Here is a 23612-nt window from a genome sequence, read left to right as displayed (position 1 = left end):
TGATGCCACAACGACGGGTGAACAAGCGTGCGTCGAAACGCGTGATCGCCGCCGTCTGCGCGCTTGCCGCCATACTCGCGCTCGCCGCATGCGGGCAACGGGACACGCGCACCGAACTCGTCGTATGGTCGTGGGAGCCCAGCATGGGCACGCTGGCGCGCGACTTCGAAAAAGCCAATCCGGACATCCGCATCACCATCAAGAACACGAGCGGCTACGAGAATCTCAACAGCGCGATCCAGGACGGCTACGGGCTGCCCGACATCGCGCAGCTCGAATACTTCGCCCTGCCGCAGTACGCGGTCAGCAGCCAGCTGCTCGACATCACCGACCGTGTGGACGGCTACGACAGCGTGTACACGCCCGGCACGTGGGCGTCCGTGCATCTCGGCGGGCGCGTGTACGGCCTGCCGATGGACTCCGGCCCGATGGCGTTCTTCTACAACGAGGACGTGTTCCGTCAGGCCGGCGTGGACGCAACGAAGATCCGCACATGGGACGACTACTACGAGGCCGCGAAGAAGCTCCAGAAGATCGGCGTGTACATCGCCGCCGACTCGGGCGACGCGAGCTTCTACGACGCGATGATCTGGCTCGCTGGCGGCCGCCCGTTCCACACGTCGAACGACGGCAAGACCGTGACCATCGACCTCGCCGACGACGCGGGCACCAAAACGTTCACCGTGTTCTGGCAGAAGATGATCGACGAAGGACTCGTTGACACGCGCTCGACGACATGGTCCGAGTCATGGAAGCGCAAGCTCGGCTCCGGCGCGGTCGCGTCCGTGTTCGCCGGCGCGTGGATGCCGTCGCTGCTCCTGTCCGACGTGCCGGGAGGCTCCGGACTGTGGCGCGTCGCGCAGATGCCGACCGCCGACGGCAGGCCGGCCAACGCGGAAAACGGCGGATCGGCATTGTCCGTGCTGCAATCCAGCCGCAAGCCGGACGCTGCGTTCCGCTTCCTCGACTACGTGTGCCACAGCAGGAAGGGCATCGCCACGCGCGTCGACGGCGGATCGTTCCCCGCCGACAAGGACACGCTCAACAATGCGGACTTCCTCGACAAGACCACTGTCACCGACGAGCGCGGCATCGCCATCCCGTACTTCGGCGGGCAACGCTACAACCGCGTGCTGTCCGAAGCGGCCGAAACCGTGTCCACCGGCTACCAGTACCTGCCGTTCGAGGTGTACGCGCGCAACGACTTCTCCTCGACCGTCGGCAAGGCGTACGACTGGTCCACGGCCAAATACAAGTACGATCAGGCCGTCGCGCGCATCGAGGCCGGCGTGGTGGGCTCCAACGGCAAGCCGCCGAAACTGCCCGAGCATCCCGGCAAGCGCATCGCGCTGACCGACGGCATCGCCTCATGGCAGAAGGACCTCGAAGAGTACGGCTTCAACCAGGGCTTCACCATCGAATAGCGGTCGGCGGACGGTCTCCGATAACCGGGCGCCGACCGCTCATGCCATGCCTACCGCGCGTTGCGCCGGTAGATCTCCTCCATGCCCTTGAAGATCAGGTCCGGATCGTACACGTCGATCAGATCCGTGTCGTCCTTGAACACGCGCCCCAGCCCGCCGGTCGCCACCACGGTGAAGTCCTCGGGGATCTCTGCGTGGAACTGCTGGATCGTGCGTTCGATGCCGCCGAGGAAGTTGTAGTACAGGCCCGCCTGCATCGCCGTTTTCGTGCCGGTCGCCAGGATCGAGCGCGGGCGCATGATCTCCACCTCCGGCAGCTGCGCGGTCTCGCCCCACAGCGCGGCCGCGGCCGTGCGGATGCCCGTCGTGATCAGCCCGCAGGTGATCGTGCCCGTGGCGTCCACGTAGTTGAACGTCGTCGCCGTGCCGAAATCGGCCACCAACACGCGCCCGCCGTACTCCGCGTACGCGCCCACACAGTCCGACAGGCAGTCCGCGCCCAGCGACTTCGGGTCGTCGATGCGGATGTTCATGCCGGTCTTGACGCCCGGTCCCACGATCATCGGTTCCAGTCCCAGGAACTTGACGATGCTCGCGCGGAACGAGTGCATCACCTTCGGCACCACCGAGCAGACGATCACGTCGTCCACGTCGTCCGGCGTGAACCGGCTGAAACCGAGGAACTGCGTGATCATCAGCCCGTACTCGTCCGACGTGTGGTGCGCCTTGGTGGAAATGCGGTACGTGCCGACGATGCGGCCGTTCTCAATGAATCCGAGCACGATGTTGGTGTTGCCGATGTCGACCGCGACAAGCATGGGAAATCCCTCCGTTGGACGTTGCGCGCCGGTTGGACGCACGATTGCACACCAGTCTAGCGCCGCAATGCGGGCAATCGACGGCAATTTCCCGTCGGCGAGCGCGGCCGGCGAGTACAGTGGCGCGTATGGGAGAACGCATGGAAACGAACGAAAATCAGCCAGCCGCGATATCGGCCGCGACGACTGACGGCGGCGGACTTGAACGGCTCGACCGGCGCGGCGTTGTCGTGCTGATCTGCGTCGGGCTCGCGTGCGGCCTGCTGTCCGGCCTGTTCGGCATCGGCGGCGGCACGATCATCGTGCCCGCACTGGTCTGGCTCGGTCTGAGCCAGCGGCACGCGGCCGCGACGTCGCTCGCCGCGATCGTGCCCACGTCGATTTCCGGCGTCGTCTCGTACGCGACCGAAGGCAACGTGAACTGGATCGCCGCGCTGCTGCTCGCGCTCGGCGTGATCGCCGGCAGCCAGCTCGGCTCGCTGCTGCTCAGCCGCCTGCCGGAAGTCGCGTTGCGCTGGATTTGGGTGGTGTTCCTGATTTTCGTGATCGTCCAGCAGGTCACGTTCACGCCGCCGCGCGAGGGGCACATCGTGCTGCACGTGTGGTCCGGGCTGTTTCTGGTGCTGCTGGGAGTCGTGACGGGCGCGCTTGCCGGCGTGCTCGGCATCGGCGGCGGGGCGATCATGATGCCCGCACTTTCGTTCCTGTTCGGTGCGAGTGATCTGATGGCGCGCGGCACGTCGCTGCTGGTGATGTTCCCCGGCGCGATCTCCGGCACGGTGGCCAACTGGAAGCGCGGGATCGTGCATTTGAAGAGCGGCCTGATCATCGGCTGCTGCGCGATCGTGACCGCGCCGCTCGGCACGTTCATCGCCGGATGGATCACGCCGAGAGCGGGGTCGCTGCTGTTCGCCGCGTGGCTGACATTCCTCGCGGTGCGCAGCACGTGGACAGCGGTCAAGGCGACGCGCGCGACGCATGGCAACTAGTACTTTGTCGGGCTTAATGCGATGGATTCTGACTACCCCTCAGTCACTGCGTGACAGCTCCCCTGACAAGGGGCGCCGAGAAAAGGAATGCAGCAGTGTACATTCGACAAAGCATTGGGCATGTCGTCCCCATATGTGGGATTATGACCGGATTGAGGGTGACCGAACGGTAATTTTCCGCGTGTCTGCATCGCGTTCCCAGCAAAATCCCGGCAAGCGCGCTAGGATGGGAGCCGTTGACAACCGCAAGGCCACGCGAACGGGGACGTTCCGCGGCCGCTGTTTCGAAGGAGAACCAGTATGGTCTATCGCATGATCTTCAATCAGACCGCCTATTTCGGCCGTGGCGCGATCAAGGAGATCCCGGCCGTTGCGAAGTCGCACGGCTTCACCAAGGCGTTCATCGTCACCGATCCGGTGCTGCTCGAGACCGGCACCGCCGAGAAGGTCACCAAAGTGCTCGACGAGGCCGGCATGCCGTATGAGGTGTTCTCCAACGTCAAGCCGAACCCGCCGGTCGAATGCATTCAGGATGGCGTCGCCAAGTTCGCCGAATCCGGCGCCGACTTCCTGATCGGCCTCGGCGGCGGCTCGCCGCAGGACACCTGCAAGGGCATCGGCATCATCACCGCCAACCCGGAGTTCGCCGACGTGCTCTCCCTCGAAGGCGTGGCGGACACGAAGAACCCGTCCGTGCCGATCTTCGGCGTGCCGACCACCGCCGGCACCGCCTCCGAGACGACCATCAACTACGTCATCACCGATACCGCGAACAAGCGCAAGTTCGTCGCCGTCGACCCGCACGACATCCCGATCGTCGCGTTCGTCGACCCCGACCTCACGGACTCCATGCCGCGCGGTCTCAAGGTCGCCACCGGCCTCGACGCGCTGACCCACGCGATCGAAGGCTACATCACGCCGGGCGCGTGGAGCCTGTCCGACTGCCTGTCCATGCAGACCATCCGCATGATCGCCAAGAACCTCGCCAAGTCCGCCGACGGCGACATCCCGGCCGGCGAGCAGATGGCGTACGCGTCCTACATCACCGGCATGGCCTACTCCAATGTCGGCCTCGGCCTGGTGCACGGCATGGCCCACCCGCTGGGCGGCCGCCTCGGCGTGGCTCACGGCGTCGCCAACGGCATCCTGCTGGCACCGGTCATGGAGTACAACAAGGACTTCACCGGCGAGAAGTACCGCGACATCGCGGACGCGTTCGGCGTCGAGGACGCCTACACCGGCGACCTCGAGAAGGTGCGCGAGGAGGCCGTGCAGGCCGTGCACCAGCTGACCGTGGACCTCAAGAACCCGACCACGATCTCCGAGGTCGGCGCCACCGAGGCCGATCTGGCGCCGCTCGCCCACGACGCGTTCAACGACGTGTGCACGCCGGGCAACCCGCGCAAGGCCACCGAAGAGGACATCCTCGCGATCTACAAGTCGCTGATGTGACGGGTTCCGGTTCCCGGGATCGCCCCCGATAATCCCGGGAACCGGAAACCGCACAATATCAAACAAGCCCGGAACCATGAATCCCATGATTCCGGGCTTGCGCATGTTCATATGAACAGACCTCGGTTCCCGGGATGTTCACGAAGCAATCCCGGGAACCAGAGGGCGGCGAGAATGCCTCACGCGCCTTTGTGCGCGATCGGCTTCCACTGTGCCTTGGCGAAGATCGCCTGGAAGGAGATCGGCACGTAGCTGAGCATGTAGATCGGGAAGCTCAGCACATAGGCGAACAGCTCCTTGTTGGTCGCGCCGATATGGTCGCGCTCCACGATGATCGTGAGCGCGGCGAGCGCCATCATCGTCAGCACCGCCATCACAATGCCGTTCGACCATCCCAACAGCGACTGCACCTGCGACTGCCACGTCACGAACCCGCACGCGGCGAACAGCCATCCCAGCAGCATGCGCATGATCGCCAGCACGGTGAACGGGCACAGCAGCAGCGTGAAATCGACCGCCGAAAAGTCGCGCTCGCGCACCGCGCGTTTGATGAGTGCCGGGCCGTAATAGCGGAACACCTGCAGGAATCCCTTGCTCCAGCGCAGTCGCTGACGCCAGCTCTGCTGGAACGTGACCGGCTGCTCGTCGTACAGGATCGCCGTGCCGCAATAGCCGATGCGGTCGCCGTGCAGCACCGAGTCCATCGTGAACTCCAGATCCTCGGTGAGCAGGTGGAACTTCCAGCCCTTGTTGCGCTGCATGACCTCCTTCGAGAACATGAAGCCGGTGCCGCCCACATGGCAGCTGGTGCCGAGGCGCATGCGCGAGGCGCTCAGGAAGCGCGACTCGCGGATGAACCACAGGGCCGAACCGCTCGACACCCAGTTGTCGGACAGGTTCACCGAATTGCGGTAGCTGGTCAGGATCCTGAACCCGGACTGGAACGCCTTGTTCATTTCCTCGAAGTAGTGCCTGTCGAGCCGATTGTCGGCGTCGAACACGAAGAACGCGTCGTACCGGTCGGAAGCGCCCGACTCGTTCATCCGGTCGAGCAGGTAGGTGAGCGCGTAGCCCTTGCCGACGAGCTCCTTGTTGAAGCGTTCGATGACATGGCATCCCTTGGACCGGGCCAGATCGGCGGTGTGGTCGTCGCAGTTGTCGGCGACGAGCCAGATGTCGACGAGCCTGCTCGGATACGTCTGCGACTGGATATCGTCGATGAGATTGCCGACGACGCCCTCCTCGTTGCGCGCGGAGATGAGCACGGCGTAACGGCGGTCCATCGGCGCGTCGGGGAACGTGATCGGCTTGGCGACGAGCGAAATGACGACGCAGATCGCCTGATACACGATGCCGACGGTGCCGACGATGTACATGAGGATGTCGAGTATGGACAGGAGTGCCATCAGCGCCACCTGCTTCTGGGATTGTCGGATGCGGGCTTGCGCGGCGTCGCGGACTGTCCCGATGCCGGCGTGACGGACGCCGGCCGTTCGGGCGCCGTGGTTGCCGCGTCGGCATCGGAGCCGGCCGCAGTGTCGCCGTCGTCTTCGGTGCCGGCCAGTCCGGCCACGCCGTGCCGTTCCTCGTCCCACTTGCCGAGCACGCCCTTCGGGATCGCCATCGTCTCCGACTCGTCGAGCTGTTGCGCGGTCGGCAGGTGATACACCTGCTCCGCCAGATGCTGCAGCTCCTCGTTCATCGGCACGCGCGCGCTCGATCCCTTGGCCGCGCGCGGCATGTGGCTGCTCACCGGCTTGATCACATGCTCGCCGAACGCCTCCGCGCCCTCGACGACCTTCGACTTCTTCACCGTGTCCGGGTCGTACAGCAACGGGGAGTCGACCAGCTCGTAGCGCTTCGTGTACACCTTGAAGATCGCCTGCAGGCTGGCCGTGATGGGCAGCGCGAGGAACGCGCCGAGCGCGCCGAACACCGAGCCGAACACGAGCACCGCGAGGAACGCGATCGCCGGGTTCAGGTCCATCGTGCGTTCGGAGATCTTCGGCGAGAGGATCAGGTTCTCGAACTGCTGGTAGACGGTGATGAACACGAGCACGCCCACCGCATACCAGATGCCGTTCGACCCCCACGCGAACACGACCGGCAGTGCGCCGCCGATGTACGTGCCGACGGTCGGAATGAACTGCGAGACGACGCCGCAGAACAGCGCCAGCGGCAGCCAGTACGGTACGTGGATGATCTCGAGGAAGATTGCCGTGCACGTCGCGTTGATGAGCGCGAGGATCGAACGCGAGAACAGGAAGCCGGAGATCTGGTCCTGCACGATCGTCCACGCGAGCAGGAAGCGGCGCTGCTGGCTGTCGCCGAGCCACTGGCACATGCTGCGGCGCATCTTCGGGCCCGCCGCCGACATGTAGTACGTGACCATGAACACGGTCATGATGTTGAGCAGCGCGCTGAACAGGCCGACCGTGGTGTTGAGCGCCTGACCGGCGAAGTTCGTCACCCACGAGGTCTGCAGGTTCTTGAAGATCTCCGTACCGAGACTGTCGATCTCGGGCATGCGGAAGGTCGAATACTGTTCGACCGCGTCCTTGATCTGATCGTAGAGCGCCGGCAGTCCGCGCACCATCGAGATCACCTGCTGCACGAACATCGAGCCGAACAGCGAGAACAGGGCGACGACGATCACCGTCAGTCCGATCAGCGTGATCGCGGACGCAATCCCGCGCTTCCAGCCGTGCCGCACCATGATGAGCACCATTGGCTCCATCGCGAGCGCGAGGAACACGGAAATCACCAGATCGAGCACGATGTAGTCGATCTTGCCCCACGACTGCCACACGAAAATCGACAGGAACACGGCGATCGCCGCATACAGCAGGCCACGGCCCCACCAGTCCGGCGGCTTGCGCGGATCGCCCTTGGCCGGGAACACGGAGGCGAAATCGATTCTTTGCTCATCCTGCTTGGTCATGGCTCCCCATTCTAACGTCGGCGGGTCATTTCGACATGGTCCCCGCGAACGATGCGTCAGTTCGCGCCGCGCTTGTATGCTGAAGATATGCTGAATGTTTCGATCGTCATTCCCGCTTGGAACGAAGCCGAACGCATCGCCGACTGCCTGCTCAACACCGTCAGGCAGACCGTGATGCCGTACGAGATCATCGTCGTCGACAACCGTTCGACCGACAATACGTGCGCGATCGTGGAGCGCTTCATGGCCGAGCACCCGGAGGCGCCGATCAAGCTGCTGCACCAGAACGAGGAGCAGGGCCTGATCCCGACGCGCAACTTCGGCCTGAACGCAGCCACGGGCGACGTGCTCGGCCGCTTCGACGCGGACTGCATGATCAAGCCCGACTGGGTGGAGGTCGTCGCCGGCATCTTCACCGAGGATCCGGAGGCGATGGGCGCGACCGGACCGGTGATGTACTACGACATGCCGTCGCGCCACTTCGGGCTCAAGGGCGACAATTCGATCCGCAAGCGCATCTACCGCGCCGACGGCGGCCAGCCGCTGCTGTTCGGCTCGAACATGGCCGTGCGGGCGAGCGCGTGGCGGCAGATCGCGGGCGAAGTGTGCCGCGACAAGTCCGACGTGATGCACGAGGACATCGACCTGTCGCTGCACCTGATCGGCAAGGGGCTCAAGACCGTGTACTCGCCGCGCATGATCGCCGGCATGAGCGCGCGCCGCATGGACACGTCGCTCGGCTCGTTCCTCAACTACATGAGGCGGTTCAAGAACACGTTCGATGCGCATCCGCAGCATTGGCGCAAGCACAAGCCGGAAATCCTGTTCACCGCCATGTATCCGGCGATGCACCTGTTCTATCCCGTCTGGCAGAAGGTGCTCAACACCGCCGACATCAACCCGGCCGAGGCCGCGTGGATCAACGAGCAGATGAAGATCGCCGAGAAGCAGGGCCACGAACTCTACGACGAAACCCCCACCGACGAAGAGTACGACGAAAAGCACGAGTAGCGGGTACACACCCGTCCACGGGATGACGGCGTGTTGTGAACCGCTGGTCTAGAGTGGATGTATGAGCATAGACAACACTCAGGGAAATGTTGGTTTTCAGCCGCAGCAGCCGCCGATGATGACGGCGCCCCGGCCAGTCCAGTCGCAGTCGCAACCGTATCCGTATCCGCCGCAGCCGGTGCCGCCGAATCCGGCCGCGGCGGTCTCCATTCGTGGCCTGTTCAAGCGCTTCGGCGAGAAGGTCGCCGTCAACGGCCTGTCGCTCGACATTCCGGTCGGCTCGTTCTACGGACTGGTCGGCCCGAACGGCGCGGGCAAGACCACCACGCTCAACATGGTCACCGGCCTGCTCGTGCCGGACGGCGGTCTGGCGATGATCCTCGGCCGCGACGTGTGGAGCGACGTGAACGCGGCCAAGCGCGCGATCGGCGTGATGCCGCAGCCCGGCCAGATCTTCGACCGGCTCACCGGCCTGCAGCTGCTCGTCTATTCGGGCATGCTGCGCGGCATGCCCCGCGCCGAGTCGGTCGCGCGCGCGAACGACCTGCTCGCCGCGTTCGACCTGACGCAGGCGGCGAACACGATGGTCTCCGACTATTCGGCCGGCATGACCAAAAAGATCTGCCTCGCCTCCGCGATGATCCACAGCCCGCGCATCCTCGTCCTCGACGAGCCGTTCGAGTCGGTCGACCCGGTCTCCAGCGCGAACCTCAAGGACATTCTCATCGAATACGCGAAGACCGGTGGCACGGTCATCATCTCCTCGCACGTCATGGCGCTCGTCGAGAAGATGTGCACACACGTGGCCGTGGTGAACAACGGCCAGGTGTGCGCGGCCGGCACGGTCGACGAGGTCGCCGCCGGCGAGGATCTCGAGGACCGCTTCCTCCAGCTGGTCGGCGGCCGGCACGCCGCCGCGCACATCGCCTGGCTCGACGGCGGCGCGTCCGCCGCGTCCGCCGCGGATCCGGCCGCGCCGGGAGCCCGCTCATGAACGCCGCACTCACGCTCGTGCGCATGCGCTGGGCGCTCACCCGCGCCACGCTCACCACATCCGTGTGGCAGACCGTCGCCTACGTGTTCGCGATCCTGTTCGCCGTCGGTACGGTCATCGCCACCGCGTCCGCCGCGTGGAACATCGGCGACTGGGCCGCGTTCGTGCGGTTCCGGCCCGACATGGTCCCCATCAACGTGCTCGGGCCGCACGGCATCGTCAACGCGGCCGTCGTGCTCGTCGGCGCGTCGATCACGCTCATGGTCGGCCTCGTGCAGATCATGCTGCTCGGAGAAGGCTCCACGATGAGCCCGCGCAAGTTCGCGCTCTACGGCATTCCCGACCGCGAACTCCAGTTGGGCCTGCTGCTGTCCGGGCTGTCCGGCATCCCCGCGATCACCGGCGTGCTCTCGCTCATGCTCTGGTCGCTCGCCTACCGAGCGATGGGCCCGGCCGTCGTGCTCGCGGCCCTTGTCGCCGCGCCGCTCGCCGTCGTCACCATGATGAGCGTGTCCAAGCTGCTGCTCGCGCTCGCCACCACGCTCATCACGTCCAAGCGCGGGCAGGGCGCGTCCTACATGGTCATCGTCGTGCTGTTCGTCTCCGTCTGCCAGCTGCCGAACATCCTCGTCAACTCGGGCGCGGCCGACAGCATGAGCCTCGACGCGGCGTGGGGAGCCGCGAACGTCATGGCATGGACGCCGTTCGGCGCCGCGTTCCAGCTGCCGTACGACGCGCTCGTCGGCGACTGGCTGGCGTTCGCCGTGCGCGTCGCGATCCTCGCCGCCGCATGGGCCGCTTGTTTTGCGGGGTGCGTGTGGTGCCTCAGGCGCGAGCGGCTCACTGTCGGCGCGGCGGAGAAAACGGTCACGGCCAAGGGCGTCGGCGCGTTCGGCACCATGCCCGACTCGCCGTCCGGCGCCGTCTCCGCGCGCCTGATCACGTATCTCAGACGCGACCCGCGCCAGGCGATGATGTTCGTCATGCCCGTGTTCTTCGCCATCGTCTTCGGCCTGCAGTCGCGCGCCATGCCCGGCATGGTGTGGGGTTCGCTCGTCATGTCCGGCTGGATGGTGGCCATCGCCGAAAGCAACGGCCTCGCCTACGAAGGCCGCGGCTTCACCATGCAGGTCATCGCCGGAGTGCCGGGACTCACCGACCGCATCGGCCGTGTGCGCGTGTACGCCGGCATCATCGTCGCCTACCTGCTGCTGCTCGCCGTCGCGATCGCGGTCTTCACCGGCGACTGGGCCAGCCCGTCCGGACTGCTCACGGGCGCGACGTTCGCCGCGCTCGGCATCGGCGTCGCGTTCGCGGCGCTGGGACTCGCGGAGATCACGTCGTGCACGCTCATGTATCCGGTCGCCTCGCTCGACAAGCCGTTCTCCGCACCACAGGGCCGCGCGATGGCGCAGGGCTTCTTCCCGTTCGTCTACATGTTCGGCAGCCTGCTCGCCATGCTGCCGACCGGCATCGTCGCGATCGCGCTGCTCGTCGCCGGCGCGTTCGACGGCCTGTACTGGCTGCTGATTCCCGTGTCGCTCGCCAACGGCGCGGCCGTGCTCGCGGTTGGTACATGGCTCGGCGGTAAGCTGATGGACGCGCGGATGCTGTCGATCGTCGCGACGCTCGACTCGTTCGCGTCACTGCAGAAATAAGCTTGGACGGCGTGGCGCGGCCGGCCGAACGGTCGATGCACACGCCGATACAGACGACAGCAGACAGTAAGGAGCGCGACGTGCAGGACGGGACGACGCAACAGCCGCAACGCCGAAGGACCGCGCGACGCCGCACGGTCACCGTCATCGTGTCCGCGATCGTCACCGTGGCCCTGTGCGCGGGATACGTCGCACTCGACATCGCCGACCTCATGCCCGGACCGCTCACCCTGCGACAGGTGACGCGCCGGACGATCCCCGACGCCCCCGACGCGCTCGCCGCAGGCTCCGTCGCCGGCACGCTCGACGCGACGCGCGCGGTCGACAAGTCCGCCGCCGCGGCGCTCATCGACGCGTTCGGCACAACGGACGGCGTGGGCGACTCGTATTCGGTGATCATCACCGACGCGAACGGCAATCCGGTCGCGCAACGCAACGCGGACACGCCGCGCGAGCCCGCATCGACCATGAAAACGCTGACCGCGCTCGCCGCCGCGTCCACGCTCGACATGGGATCCACGTTCGAGACGCAGACCTATCTCGTCCAGCACGACGATGGCAGCGCCAGCCTCGTGCTTAAAGGCAACGGCGACATGCTGCTCGGCTCCGGGACAAGCGACCCCGACCACGTCAACGGGCGCGCCGGACTCGCCACCCTCGCCGCGCACACCGCCGCCGCGCTCAAGGCGCGCGGCATCGGCACGGTCACGCTCGCCCTCGACGACACGCTGTTCGGCGCCGACCGCTACCCGGACGGCATCGATGAGAACAACGAAGGCAACCTGTACTACACGGGCGTGAGCTCCATGGCCATCGACGGCGGCCGGCAATGGGACGGAGGCGCCCCCGCCGACCCGGACATCTTCAGCGCATATCCGCAGCTCAGCCAGCACACCGACGCCGACGCGGCCGACGCATTCGCCGCGCGGCTCGCCGAACAGGGCATCACCGTGAACGGCGACGTGACGGACGGCGCCGCGCCGGACAACGCCAGCCCCATCGCGTCCGTCAGCTCCGCGACGCTCGCCGAAATCCTCGCGTTCGCGCTGCAGCATTCCGACAACACGCTCGCCGAGGAATTCGGCCGGCTCACCGCGCTCAAGCTCGGCGAGGAGAACTCGCCGAAAGGCGGCGTGGCGGCCGTGCGCAAAGCCCTCGGCACGCTCGGCGTCGACACGACCGGCCTGACCATGGCCGACTGCTCCGGACTCACGCCCGGCTCGCGGCTCACCGTGCGCACGCTGGCCGCCGTGCAGGCGCGCAATCTCACCGTCTCCGGAGCGGCCGCCGCGGCCGAAGGACTGTCCATACCCGGGCTCGTCGGCACCGCGCTCAACCGGGCGGTCAGCGCGGACACGGCCGGACTGCTGCGCGTGAAAACCGGCAGCCTCGGCGAGGTCACGTCGATGACCGGCAACGTGTCGCGACTCGGCGGCGGGGCGCTCGCGTTCGCCGTGATCGTCAACAAGCCCGACGACATGGTCGCCGCGCGCGCCGCCATCGACCGGTTCGTCGACGATCTGGCGAGACTGTAATGGAATCGCGCTGCGCGCGACGCTGTGTTGTTGGCGGCCTTGCGGCCGTGACACTCCCTCAGTCAGCCTGTCGGCTGACAGCTCCCTCAGCCGAGGGAGCCGAGGCTCCGCCAGCATCGTAAGGCGTCGAACGACAAGGAAAGAATATGGCGTATTCGGGAAGGATGAAGGCCGGGATCGGGGCCGTGCGCGCCACGCTCGCAGAGCTCGGCATCGGCGTGCAGGACGAGCGGTTCACCCGGCACGGGGAGCACGAGCCCGACGCGGACGCGCCGCTCGTGCTCGTCGCCTGCTCCGGCGGGCGCGATTCGATCGCCCTGGCCGCGCTCGCCCGGACCGTGTGCGCGACGCTCGGCGTGCGCTGCGGCGCGGCGATCGTCGATCACGGCATGCAGGCCGACTCGGACCGGATCGCCGATGAGGCCGCCGGCCGCTGCCGCACGCTCGGACTCGACCCGGTCATCGTGCGTCGCGTCGACGTCGTCGACGACGGCAGGGGAGCAGAGGCCGCCGCGCGCGACGCGCGATACGCGGCCCTCGCCGCCATCGCCCGGGAACGGGACGCGCGCGTCGTATTGCTTGCGCACACGAAGAACGATCAGGCCGAAACCGTGCTCATCGGATTGCTGCGATCCGCCGGCGTCGACGCGCTCGCCGGCATGCCCGCCGTGTTCGCGCGCGACGGCGTGCGTTACGCGCGTCCGCTGCTCGGGCTCACGCGCGCCGACACCACCGGCATCTGCGAGGATCTGGGCCTTGCATGGTGGGATGATCCGACCAATGGGGACGCCGCATTCCCGACCGAATCCCTTGGTGCCGCGCTGCCGCTGCGGTCGCGCATTCGCCACGGGCTGATCCCGTTCCTTGAGGATTTCGCCGGACGAGATATCGTCGCGCATCTGGCCGAAGGGGCGCGCCCCGTCCGCCGCGACAAGGAATATATGGACATGCAGGCGGACGCCGCGGCCGCCCGTGCGAGGCTCGACCCTGCCGGCGACGTGCTGCGATGGTCCGTCAGGGCGCTTGAAGCCGAGCATCCCGCGATCCGCGCGCGCGTCATCGCCCACGGTCTGGCCTCCGCGGGGGTGCCGGCCACCGCCCGTCAGATCGAATCCGTCGACCGTCTCGTGGCCGACTGGCACGGCCAGTCCGCTGTGCAACTTTCCAGAGGTTATTCAGTATTTCGTCAGAAACACGTCATTCGCGTGTGCCAAGATGGTGGGCATGCGAATCGCTGATGTGCACAATGATATCGACCACGAGCTGGTCAGCAAAGAACGGATCGACGAGAAAATACGCGAGGTCGCCGCGCAGGCGAGCGACGACTACCGCGACAAGAACCCGCTGCTGATCGCGGTGCTCAAGGGGGCCGTGAACACGATCGCCGCGTTCTCGCAGGCGATGAGCATCCCCGTCCAGCTCGACTTCATGAGCCTGTCCAGCTACGGCTCGGGCACCGTGTCGAGCGGCGAGGTCACGATTCGACAGGACCTGTCCACCGACGTGCGCGGACGCCACGTGCTCATCGTCGAAGACATCATCGACTCCGGGCGCACGCTCGCATGGCTGGTCGACGAGCTCAAGCGGCGCGGCACCGCCTCGGTCGAGATCTTCGCGCTGCTCGAGAAGCCGTCCCGTCGCGAGGTCGACGTCGACGTGAAATACCACGGCTATGAGATTCCCGACGAATTCGTCGTCGGATTCGGACTCGACTATGACGAGCGCTACCGCAACCTCGATTCGATCGCAGTGCTCAAGCCCGCAGTGTATCAAGGAGACAATGCATGAGCTACCCTCAGGGGCCGCAGGGACCGGGCAACAACAATAACCCGTTCAACCCCTTCAACGGCAATCCGTTCAACCGCAGCAACGACGGCGGCAACGGCAACAACGAGAACAACAACGGCAAGAAGCCGTTCTGGCAGTCCCCGTGGCTGTGGGGCGTGCTGATCGTCGTCATCGCGATCGTCTCGTTCCAGATCTTCACCGGCACCGGCGCGCAGACCATCGACACGAAGGACGGCATCTCGCTGCTGCAGTCCTCCGACATCAAGTACGCGGAGATCGTCGACAACACGCAGCAGGTCAAGCTCGAACTGCCCAACGACTACGTGAAGGCCGACCCGACCACCGGCAAGACACGCAACTACGGCAAGAACGTCCAGTTCTACTATGCGTACGCGCAGAGCGCGCAGGTCGTCCAGCTCATCAACAAGGCCAATCCGACCAACGGCTGGAACACCACCATGCGCCAGAGCGGCATCCTCAGCTATCTGGCGAACATGCTGTTCCCGATCGTCCTGATCGTGGCGATGTGGTGGCTGCTCATGCGCAACATGGGCGGCGCCGGCGGCATGTTCGGCATGGGCGGCAAGAAGAACAACGGCAAGCTGCTCGACGGCCAGACCCCGAAGACCAAGTTCGCCGACGTGGCCGGCGAGGACGCGGCCGTGCAGGAGGTCGAGGAGATCAAGGACTTCCTCAAGGATCCGTCCAAGTACAAGGCGCTCGGCGCGCGCATCCCGCGCGGCGTGCTGCTGTACGGCCCTCCGGGCACCGGCAAGACACTGCTCGCGCGAGCCATCGCCGGCGAGGCGGGCGTGCCGTTCTATTCGATGGCCGGCTCCGACTTCGTCGAAATGTTCGTCGGCCTCGGCGCCTCCCGCGTGCGCGACCTGTTCGACGAGGCGAAGAAGAACGCGCCCGCGATCATCTTCATCGACGAGATCGACGCCGTCGGCCGCAAGCGCGGCTCCGGCATGTCCGGCGGCCACGACGAGCGCGAGCAGACGCTCAACCAGCTGCTCGTCGAAATGGACGGCTTCGACAACGACACCAACCTCATCATCATCGCCGCGACCAACCGTCCCGACGTGCTCGACCCCGCGCTGCTGCGCCCGGGCCGCTTCGACCGTCAGGTCGCCGTCGAGGCCCCGGATCTCGAAGGCCGCGAGCAGATCCTTAAGGTGCACGCCAAGGGCAAGCCGTTCGTGCCGGACGTCGACCTGCACATGGTCGCCGTGCGCACGCCGGGCTTCACCGGCGCGGACCTCGCGAACGTGCTCAACGAGGCCGCGCTCCTGTGCGCCCGCGCCGGCGCGCAGCTGATCGACAACCGCGCCATCGACGAGGCCATCGACCGCGTGCAGGCCGGCCCGAAGCGCCGCTCCAAGGGCATGGCGCTCGACGAGCTGCGCAACACCGCATACCACGAGGGTGGCCACGCGCTCGTCGCCGCCGCGCTGCACAACACCGACCCGGTCACCAAGGTCACGATCCTGCCGCGAGGCCGCGCGCTCGGCTACACGGCCGTCATGCCGACCTCCGACCGCTACTCGCAGTCGCGCAACCAGCTGCTCGACCAGATGGCGTACGCGATGGGCGGCCGCACCGCCGAGGAGATCGTGTTCCACGACCCGACCACGGGCGCGTCCAACGACATCGAAAAGGCGACGAACATCGCCCGCACGATGGTGCTCGAATACGGCTTCTCGAAGAAGCTCGGCGCGATCAAGTGGGGCACCGACGACACGAACGGTGCCGACTACGACGCGCTCGCGCCGCACAAGTACTCCGACCAGACCGCCGAGATCATCGACGACGAGGTCCGCCAGCTCGTGGAGACCGCGCACACCGAGGCGTGGAACATCATCAACGAGAACCGTGACGTGCTCGACGAGCTCGTCCGCCAGCTGCTCGTCAAGGAAACCCTGAACGAGAAGGAGCTGGCCGAGATCTTCTCGCACATCCGCAAGGCACCGGAACGTCCGGTGTGGCTGTCGGACGACCGCCGTCCGGATTCGGATCTTCCGCCGGTCGAGATCCCCGAATCGCTCAAGCGTTCGGTGGGCATGAAGCCGGGCGAATGATCGGTTCGCAACCGCTGATGATATGAACGAACAGTGAGGGGCATGTCAGGCACGTGACATGTCCCTCGCCGTTTTTATGCGAGGCTTTGGCCGGGGTCGTTGGCCTGACGGACCGGGAAGGAACGATTGCTTATGAAGATAACCGCGACCGACGTGACGCTGCGCGTCGACGCCGATGACCTTGACGAGGAGACGCTCGCGCTGCTGCGCGACCATGCGCACGTCGACGTCATCGTGCACTGCGACGATCCGCACGTCGAGACGATGCTGTCCGGAGCACGGGTGCGCGTCAGCGTCGTGCCCGGCGGCAGTACCGATGCCGACGCGGACTCCGATGCGCGCGAAGACGCCGTCCAATCGTCGTTCGGCGACGGTCCTGCGACGTTCGGCGAACGTTCGTCCGCCGATGATCGGCATCCCGGCGACCACGCGCTCGGCGACGCGGTCGGCGTCGGCGACGCGACGTTCCGCACGGCCGTCATTTCGATGGACAGCACGTCCACCGACGCGGAACGGCTGTTCCGATCGGCGATCGTCGCGCTTGACGGCATCCCCGGCAATCAGGTCGACGGCATCTCGCCGCTGTACCACGTCAGCAACGTCGACGGGCCGGACGCGATGGCCGCCGTCATGCAGATCACCACGAAACTCGCCGCACGCCAGCTCGTCGCGACGCTCGGTTCCATTGAATCGTCGCTCGGCGGCGACGTCGACCTCGATCTCGTGGACATGCCCGGCGTGACCAGCGACGAACCTGACTGCCGCGTGCCGTGGCCGAGCGCGCGCGAACACGCCGCCGTGCTCGCCCCGTGGATGGACATGGATCCCGAAGCCCGTCTCGGCAAGGATCCGGTGTCGTTCCTGCTCGCCATGGCCCCCGACGCCGGACGCGTGGGGCTCCTGTCGGACAACTGGATCATCGGAGGAACCTTATGAAGGCACGTCGCACCCCGTGGTGGTACTACCTCGTCGCGATGATCTGCGGCCTGTTCGGCGGCATGCTGCTCGCCAAATACGACGAGGTGTCCGGTCTCGCGCTGCTCGGCGTGCCGTGGTTCATCTCCGCGCTGCTGCTGCTCATCGGCGCGACCGTGCTCGTCATGGCGCTGCAGGTGCACAAGTACGCCACCACCGACCCGCGCAAACGCGCCGAACTCAAGCCATTGGACCCGCAGAAGGCCGTGTCCACGCTCGTGCTCGCCAAGTCGCTCGGATTGGTCGGCGCGGCGCTCACCGGATGGTACGGCGGGCAGATCCTGCTCAGCGTCTCGCACCTGGAGGCCGCCTACTATTCGCAGGCCGTGCTCGAATGCGCGATCGCGTGCGCGGCGTGCCTGATCGACATGATCATCGGCATTGCGGGGGAGTGGCTGTGCCAGCTGCCGCCGATGGACGGTCCGGAAAGCGAGAAGATGAAGGCCGCGCAGCCCCGTCGCAACGTGGCCCCCGCCGCCGTCAAGACGCGGCACTGATTGATTGGTGCGACGTCACTGCTGGGGGACGCGGATCATGGCTTCCTGGGCCATGGCGGCGACCAGCTCGCCGTCCTGCGAATAGACCTTCGCGACGCCGAGACCGCGGCCGTGCGCGGCGGTCGGCGTATCCTGCACGTACAGATGCCACTGGTTGATGTCCACGTCGCGATACCACCACATCGAATGGTCGATCGACGCGTACGAAATGCCCGGCGTCGAAATGCTCAGGCCGGCGCGGCGCAGCACCGGCTCCATCATCACCTGATCGCAGCCGAGCGCCAGCATCGCGCGGTGCATCACCTGCGGCACGTCGACCGTGCCGTCGGCCTTCATCCACACCATCTGCTTGCCGGAATCATGCGCGGCGCTCTCCTTGTCCGCGCCGAACATGATCGTCTGCGTGACGTGACGGATGTCGAACGGCGACTTCTTCGCATAGAACTTCGCGAACGGCGACTGGTCGGCGTACGGCTCCATGAGCTCCTTCGCGCTTTGCAGCGTTTCCGGGTCAGGCACGTCGGACGGCATCGGGTCGGCGAACTCCACGCCCGACTGTCCGGCGATCTGGAAACTGGCGATCGCGGTCAGGATCGGGCCCTCCGACTGTGTGACGTTCACGCGGCGGGCCGAAAACGAACGGCCGTCGCGCAGCTTCTCCACGTCGAACAGCAGATCCTGCCGGATGTCGCCGGCCGCGATGAAATAGCCGTGGATCGAATGCGGCAGGCGCGCCGGATCGACCGTCTTCGACGCGGCGACCAGCGACTGCGCGATCACCTGACCGCCGTAGACGCGGCCCGTCGGGAAGTACAGGCTTTCGCCGTTGATATACGAGTGTCCGCGGTATTCGGACGGTTCCCCCAACCGCAGCACCTTCACCAGACGTTCCAGCGGTGTCAGTGTATCCGACTTCGTCATCGTGTTGCTCCTGCCTCTTGACTGTGACTGGTGTGCAGTTTATCCGCTCGAGGTAAAGAGCGGCGGGGAGTTTTGTAACGAGCGTAAGGCGCGGGTAAGGCGCAGGTGAATTGTGGCGGCTGGCGCGGCGGGATGAGAGGCGGGGCGCATGACCGGGCGTACATCGAACCGTTCTCATTAAGAAAAGTGCGAGTCAAACGCACATTTGCTCACAAACGCACATCGGGCGGAACCCCGGTATACCAAGGTTCCGCCCGATCGTGATGTGCGATTGACGCTATGTCAGGTTCGCAGTTTTCTTATTGAGAACGATTCGCTGCGCGTGTTCATCCTAGCGCGTCAGCTTGCGATGCAGGCGGTGCGGACGGGCGGCGTCCTCGCCAAGGCGGGCGACGCGGTTCTCCTGATACGCCTGGAAGTTGCCCTCGAACCAGTACCACTTGGCCGGGTTCTCGTCGTCGCCCTCCCACGCGAGGATGTGCGTGGCGACGCGGTCGAGGAACCAACGGTCGTGGGAGATGACCACGGCGCAGCCCGGGAAGCCGAGCAGCGCGTTTTCAAGGCTTTCGAGGGTCTCCACATCCAAATCGTTGGTGGGCTCGTCGAGCAGCAGCAGGTTGCCGCCCTGCTTCAAGGTCAGGGCGAGGTTCAGGCGGTTGCGCTCGCCGCCGGAGAGCACGCCCGTGAGCTTCTGCTGGTCGGAACCCTTGAAGCCGAAGCTGGCCACGTAGGCGCGGGTCGGCACCTCGGTGCCCGCCACGTCGATGAAGTCGAGACCGCCGGAGACCGCCTCCCACAGGTTCTTGTTCGGGTCGAGGCCCTCGCGGTTCTGGTCGACGTAGCTGATCTTCACGGTGTCGCCGATTTTCAGCTCGCCGCTGGTGAGCGGTTCGAGGCCCACGATCGTCTTGAACAGCGTGGACTTGCCGACGCCGTTCGGGCCGATCACGCCGACGATGCCGTTGCGCGGCAGCGTGAACGACAGGTCGTCGATGAGCACGCGGTCGCCGAACGCCTTGTGGATGTGCTTCGCCTCGAGCACCACCGAACCCAGACGCGGGCCGGCCGGAATCTGGATCTCGGAGAAGTCGAGCTTCTTGTTGTTGCGCGCCTCCTGCTCCATCTGGTCGTAGCGCTCCAGACGGGCCTTGTTCTTGGCCTGGCGGGCCTTCGGCGAGGAACGCACCCAGTCAAGCTCGTCCTTGAGGCGCTTGGCGAGCTTCGCGTCCTTCGCGCCCTGAATCTCCATACGCTTGGCCTTCGTCTCCAGATACGTGGAGTAGTTGCCCTTGTACGGGTACAGGTGGCCGCGGTCGACCTCGCAGATCCATTCGGCCACGTTGTCCATGAAGTAACGGTCGTGGGTGACGGCGATGACCGCGCCCTTGTACTGGTGCAGGAACTTCTCCAGCCACAGGATCGACTCGGCGTCGAGGTGGTTGGTGGGCTCGTCGAGCAGCAGCAGGTCCGGGGCCTCAAGCAGCAGCTTGCACAGCGCCACGCGGCGGCGCTCGCCACCGGAGCACACCTTCACCGGGGTGTCCGGGTCGGGGCACTGCAGCGCGTCCATCGCCTGATCGAGCTGCGAGTCGAGATCCCAGCCGTTCGCCGCGTCGATCTCGGTCTGCAGCTTGCCCATCTCGTCCATGAGCGCGTCGAAGTCGGCGTCCGGGTTCGCCATCTCCTCGCCGATCTGGTTGAAGCGGGCCACCTTCTCGGCGATCGGGCCGAACGCCATCTTGATGTTCTCGCCGACGGTCTTCGTGTCGTCCAGCGGCGGCTCCTGCTGCAGGATGCCGACCGTGAAGCCCGGCGTCAGGTACGCCTCGCCGTTCGACACCGTTTCGAGGCCGGCCATGATCTTGAGCAGCGTCGACTTGCCCATGCCGTTCGGGCCGACCACGCCGATCTTCGCGCCGGGCAGGAAGCTCAGCGTCACGTCGTCGAGGATCACGCGCTCGCCGAACGCCTTGCGCGCCTTGATCATCTGGTAAATGAATTCTGCCACTTGCAGTTACTCCTTAAACAAAGGTTGAAATTCCGCAGTTCTCAGGTTTGCTCAGGTCGGCCGCCCCATGCGGCGTCGTTGTCGGTCCCGTCCGCATAGCGGTCGACGTCATGCCAAACCACCGCCCACCATGGTATCGGAAGGGCTGGAATGCCAAGGGGTGCGGGGGCGCCGGGCGGTGTGCGCCGCAAACGGCTGCAGGCGGCTGCAGGCGGCTGCAGGCGGCGGCATGCGGCGGAATACGACGTCATACGTTAGAGTATGGTCACGCGGATGTATGGAAACGAGGCGGGAAGGAGCCGTACATATGCTGCCGAATTTCACCGAGGACGCCAATCTGGGCCGGATCGCGCTCATCGCGAGCGATATAGACTGCACGCTGCTCGCCGACGACGGCACGATGCCGCCGCATATGGCCGATCGCATCCGCGCGCTCGATGCGGCGGGCGTCACGTTCTGCGCGGCGAGCGGCCGGCCGAACTACACACTGGCCGACATGTTCCCCGGACTCGACCGGCACATGGCGCTCATGTCGGACAACGGCGCGGCGATCTACTGCCGCGGCGAGCTCATCTACGAAAGCCTCATCCCCGTCGACGAATACCAGCGGATGATCCGATACACGCTCGACGACGGACGCGGTTGCCCGACGGTCTGCGGCATCGACGCCTGCTACATCCGCTCGTGCGACGAACGCTACGACGAGTACTTCCGCACGTTCTACAAAAAGATCGTCTACATGGACGATCTGACCACGCTCGACCGCGACGTGAACAAGTACACCGTGTTCTTCCCCGGCAACGATTCCGAGGAGGTGTACCGCGACACCTATCGGGACGCCTGGTCGGACCGCTACACGGTGACGAACGCCGGCAAGATGTGGATCGACATGATGAATCCCGGCGTGGACAAGGGATCGGGTCTGGCCCGCCTGTGCGAGCATCTCGGCGTGGACATCGCGGACGCGTGCGCGCTCGGCGACACATACAACGACGTGCAGATGCTCGAGGAGGCCGGCCACGGCTACGTGGTCGCGAACGCCGAGGAGCACATGCACGCGCATGCCGGCTGGCTGGCGCCCAGCAACAACGACCGGGGCGTCGCCGCGGTCATCGACGCGGTGCTTGCCGCGCGCGCATCGTCGGCCGCAGTCGGCACGGCGGGCGCGAACTGATCTTGTGACGCCGGCCGGGCGGCGGGGGCGACGATTGAACGGTTTTCGGTTTCCCGACGCGCGGCGGCGTTTCGCAACGGGCTCTCAGCAGCGGGTGCTCAGCAGCGGTCGAACGAGAACCGGGCGATGTCGTCGAGCGCGCGCTGGCTTTCGTCCAGCCACGTCATGCCGACCGGGTAGACGTGGCCGAGCGTCTCGTGACGCGCGACCTTGCGGTCGGACAGCTCGAAGTCGGCGCCCTTGCGCGACAATGCGGTCGCCAACGCGAGCGCATCCGCCTCGAGGAAATCGTCGCTGGACGTGAGAATGAACAGCGGCGGCAGATCGACGCGGCTCACGATGTCCTCGGCCGTCAGATACGTCGGATCGGCGGCGTCGAGCCCGTCGAAGAACTCCTCGCCGAGCATCCGGTCGAGCATGAGCCGCTTGTCCGGATCATAGCCGGCGCCGGTCGCGCCCGCGCGTTCGACCGCGGCGGGGGAGGCGAGCGAGTATACGCCGCACACCAGCGCGCCGCCGGCGAACCTCATGCCGGACGGTTCCGCAATGCCGAACGCGTGCGCCGCATCAGCGCTGTTTTCGATCGCCAGCGTGAGCAGCGCGAGCGCGCCGCCCGCCGAGTCTCCGGTGACGAACACGGCGTTCGGATCGACCGGATACTCGCCCAAGTGCGCGCGCAGCCAGCGCAACGCCGCCTGTACGTCGGCCAGCTGCCCCTTGAGCCCGGTCTGCGGCGCGGGGCGGTAGTTGAGCGACACCACTGCGAATCCGCGCGACGCCAGATGCGTGTTGAAATTGCGGTTGAGCTCCTTGTACCCGTACGTGAAGCCGCCGCCGTGGATGTCGACGTACACGGGCGTCGTGTGTCCGCCGCGCACCGTCGCCTCGTGCGGCAGGTAGATGTCGAGCAGATGGCCGCGGCACTGTCCGGCCGCGCGGTCCGTGCCGCCGTCCGGCAAGTACGCGATGTCGCAGATCGCGTCCACGTTGTCCGGATCACGCCAGTATTCGGATCGCGGCAGGTCGAACAGCGCGGTCTGATAGCGATTCTCGCGGAACGCCCGCGCGCGTTCCGGTGACAGTCCGGGCATGTCCAGATCGCCGTCGATTTCGGTCCAGTAGGTGAATCGCTCCGCGAGCGCCGGATCGAACGCCGGCTGCGCGGGGCTCGCGCTCGCCGCGGCGTCCGAAGCGCTGCCGGGGACGTTGCCGTTGTTGCCATTGCTGCCGGTATTGCCGTTGGGATCGGTGATGACTGCCATGCCGCCTCCATTGGTAGTGGGTCAATGGCTTCCATCATAGCGGGCGGAGGCATGCGCGGCGGGCATGAGCAACGGGCATGAGTC

General features: G+C 66.1%; 18 protein-coding genes and 1 pseudogene. 13 read left to right on the top strand and 6 right to left on the bottom strand.

All coding sequences use genetic code 11. The annotated features are described in order from the left end of the window. The first annotated feature begins 2 nt into the window (after nucleotides 1–2). A complete protein-coding gene (locus KIH79_RS02310) occupies nucleotides 3–1424 on the top strand; it encodes an ABC transporter substrate-binding protein (protein WP_219057983.1) in 1422 nt (473 codons plus the stop codon). A gap of 50 nt (nucleotides 1425–1474) precedes the next feature. Here KIH79_RS02310 and KIH79_RS02305 read toward each other — a convergent pair whose 3' ends face one another. Beyond that, nucleotides 1475–2242 carry a type III pantothenate kinase gene (locus KIH79_RS02305; RefSeq protein WP_219057912.1) on the bottom strand — a complete coding sequence of 256 codons (768 nt, stop codon included), beginning with the start codon at nucleotides 2240–2242 and terminating at the stop codon, nucleotides 1475–1477. A gap of 140 nt (nucleotides 2243–2382) precedes the next feature. On the opposite strand from KIH79_RS02305, the gene KIH79_RS02300 reads away from it, so the two are divergent. Both KIH79_RS02300 and fucO read left to right on the top strand, forming a co-directional pair. After that, a complete protein-coding gene (locus KIH79_RS02300; protein WP_219057911.1) occupies nucleotides 2383–3231 on the top strand; it encodes a sulfite exporter TauE/SafE family protein in 849 nt (282 codons plus the stop codon). A gap of 300 nt (nucleotides 3232–3531) precedes the next feature. Beyond that, nucleotides 3532–4683, top strand: a complete 1152-nt coding sequence (gene fucO / locus KIH79_RS02295; RefSeq protein WP_219057910.1) for a lactaldehyde reductase — start codon at nucleotides 3532–3534, stop codon at nucleotides 4681–4683. Nucleotides 4684–4862: 179 nt separating this feature from the next. Here fucO and KIH79_RS02290 read toward each other — a convergent pair whose 3' ends face one another. Next, nucleotides 4863–6089 (bottom strand): glycosyltransferase family 2 protein, encoded by a 1227-nt coding sequence (locus KIH79_RS02290; protein ID WP_219057909.1) that lies wholly within the window; start codon nucleotides 6087–6089, stop codon nucleotides 4863–4865. Next, nucleotides 6089–7624, bottom strand: coding sequence for an AI-2E family transporter (locus KIH79_RS02285; RefSeq protein ID WP_219057908.1), 1536 nt, complete (start codon nucleotides 7622–7624; stop codon nucleotides 6089–6091). The genes KIH79_RS02290 and KIH79_RS02285 overlap by 1 nt, the downstream gene beginning before the upstream one ends. A gap of 87 nt (nucleotides 7625–7711) precedes the next feature. Here KIH79_RS02285 and KIH79_RS02280 point away from each other — a divergent pair, with 87 nt between their 5' ends. From KIH79_RS02280 to KIH79_RS02240, 9 genes and pseudogenes are all read left to right on the top strand, one after another. Beyond that, complete coding sequence (locus KIH79_RS02280) at nucleotides 7712–8635, top strand: glycosyltransferase family 2 protein (protein WP_219057907.1); 924 nt, start codon at nucleotides 7712–7714, stop codon at nucleotides 8633–8635. Between the two features lie 115 nt (nucleotides 8636–8750). Then, nucleotides 8751–9629: an ABC transporter ATP-binding protein gene (locus tag KIH79_RS02275; protein ID WP_219057982.1), complete on the top strand. Its 879-nt coding sequence runs from the start codon at nucleotides 8751–8753 to the stop codon at nucleotides 9627–9629. Continuing rightward, entirely contained in the window at nucleotides 9626–11287 is a 1662-nt protein-coding gene (locus tag KIH79_RS02270; RefSeq protein ID WP_219057906.1) for an ABC transporter permease, read from the top strand. Before KIH79_RS02275 ends, KIH79_RS02270 begins: the two co-directional genes overlap by 4 nt. A gap of 35 nt (nucleotides 11288–11322) precedes the next feature. After that, complete coding sequence (locus tag KIH79_RS02265; RefSeq protein ID WP_219057905.1) at nucleotides 11323–12822, top strand: D-alanyl-D-alanine carboxypeptidase/D-alanyl-D-alanine-endopeptidase; 1500 nt, start codon at nucleotides 11323–11325, stop codon at nucleotides 12820–12822. Between the two features lie 146 nt (nucleotides 12823–12968). Continuing rightward, on the top strand, nucleotides 12969–14060 hold the full coding sequence (gene tilS, locus KIH79_RS02260) for a tRNA lysidine(34) synthetase TilS (protein ID WP_219057904.1): 1092 nt from the start codon (nucleotides 12969–12971) through the stop codon (nucleotides 14058–14060). After that, a complete protein-coding gene (gene hpt, locus KIH79_RS02255; RefSeq protein ID WP_219057903.1) occupies nucleotides 14047–14610 on the top strand; it encodes a hypoxanthine phosphoribosyltransferase in 564 nt (187 codons plus the stop codon). Before tilS ends, hpt begins: the two co-directional genes overlap by 14 nt. After that, the gene (gene ftsH, locus KIH79_RS02250) at nucleotides 14607–16691 is read left to right on the top strand and encodes an ATP-dependent zinc metalloprotease FtsH (RefSeq protein WP_219057902.1); all 2085 of its coding nucleotides are present in this window, start codon (nucleotides 14607–14609) and stop codon (nucleotides 16689–16691) included. The genes hpt and ftsH overlap by 4 nt, the downstream gene beginning before the upstream one ends. 468 nt (nucleotides 16692–17159) lie before the next feature. Further along, nucleotides 17160–17627 (top strand): annotated as a pseudogene (locus KIH79_RS12740) (2-amino-4-hydroxy-6-hydroxymethyldihydropteridine diphosphokinase); the annotation flags it as partial. Then, nucleotides 17624–18163 (top strand): DUF3180 domain-containing protein, encoded by a 540-nt coding sequence (locus KIH79_RS02240; protein ID WP_219057900.1) that lies wholly within the window; start codon nucleotides 17624–17626, stop codon nucleotides 18161–18163. The pseudogene KIH79_RS12740 and the gene KIH79_RS02240, both read left to right, overlap by 4 nt. 15 nt (nucleotides 18164–18178) lie before the next feature. On the opposite strand, the gene KIH79_RS02235 is transcribed toward KIH79_RS02240, so the two are convergent. Further along, entirely contained in the window at nucleotides 18179–19084 is a 906-nt protein-coding gene (locus KIH79_RS02235) for an acyl-CoA thioesterase (protein WP_219057899.1), read from the bottom strand. A 331-nt stretch (nucleotides 19085–19415) separates the two neighbouring features. Continuing rightward, nucleotides 19416–21092, bottom strand: coding sequence for an energy-dependent translational throttle protein EttA (gene ettA, locus KIH79_RS02230; RefSeq protein ID WP_033495934.1), 1677 nt, complete (start codon nucleotides 21090–21092; stop codon nucleotides 19416–19418). Nucleotides 21093–21399: 307 nt separating this feature from the next. On the opposite strand from ettA, the gene KIH79_RS02225 reads away from it, so the two are divergent. Further along, the gene (locus tag KIH79_RS02225; protein ID WP_219057898.1) at nucleotides 21400–22266 is read left to right on the top strand and encodes an HAD family hydrolase; all 867 of its coding nucleotides are present in this window, start codon (nucleotides 21400–21402) and stop codon (nucleotides 22264–22266) included. A gap of 98 nt (nucleotides 22267–22364) precedes the next feature. On the opposite strand, the gene KIH79_RS02220 is transcribed toward KIH79_RS02225, so the two are convergent. Further along, entirely contained in the window at nucleotides 22365–23528 is a 1164-nt protein-coding gene (locus tag KIH79_RS02220; RefSeq protein WP_219057897.1) for an alpha/beta hydrolase, read from the bottom strand. Nucleotides 23529–23612: the final 84 nt, after the last annotated feature.

The sequence above is a fragment of the Bifidobacterium miconis genome (genome assembly GCF_019331735.1).
Taxonomy (GTDB): Bacteria; Actinomycetota; Actinomycetes; order Actinomycetales; family Bifidobacteriaceae; genus Bifidobacterium; species Bifidobacterium miconis.
This window is presented reverse-complemented; position numbering and strand designations above follow the sequence as displayed.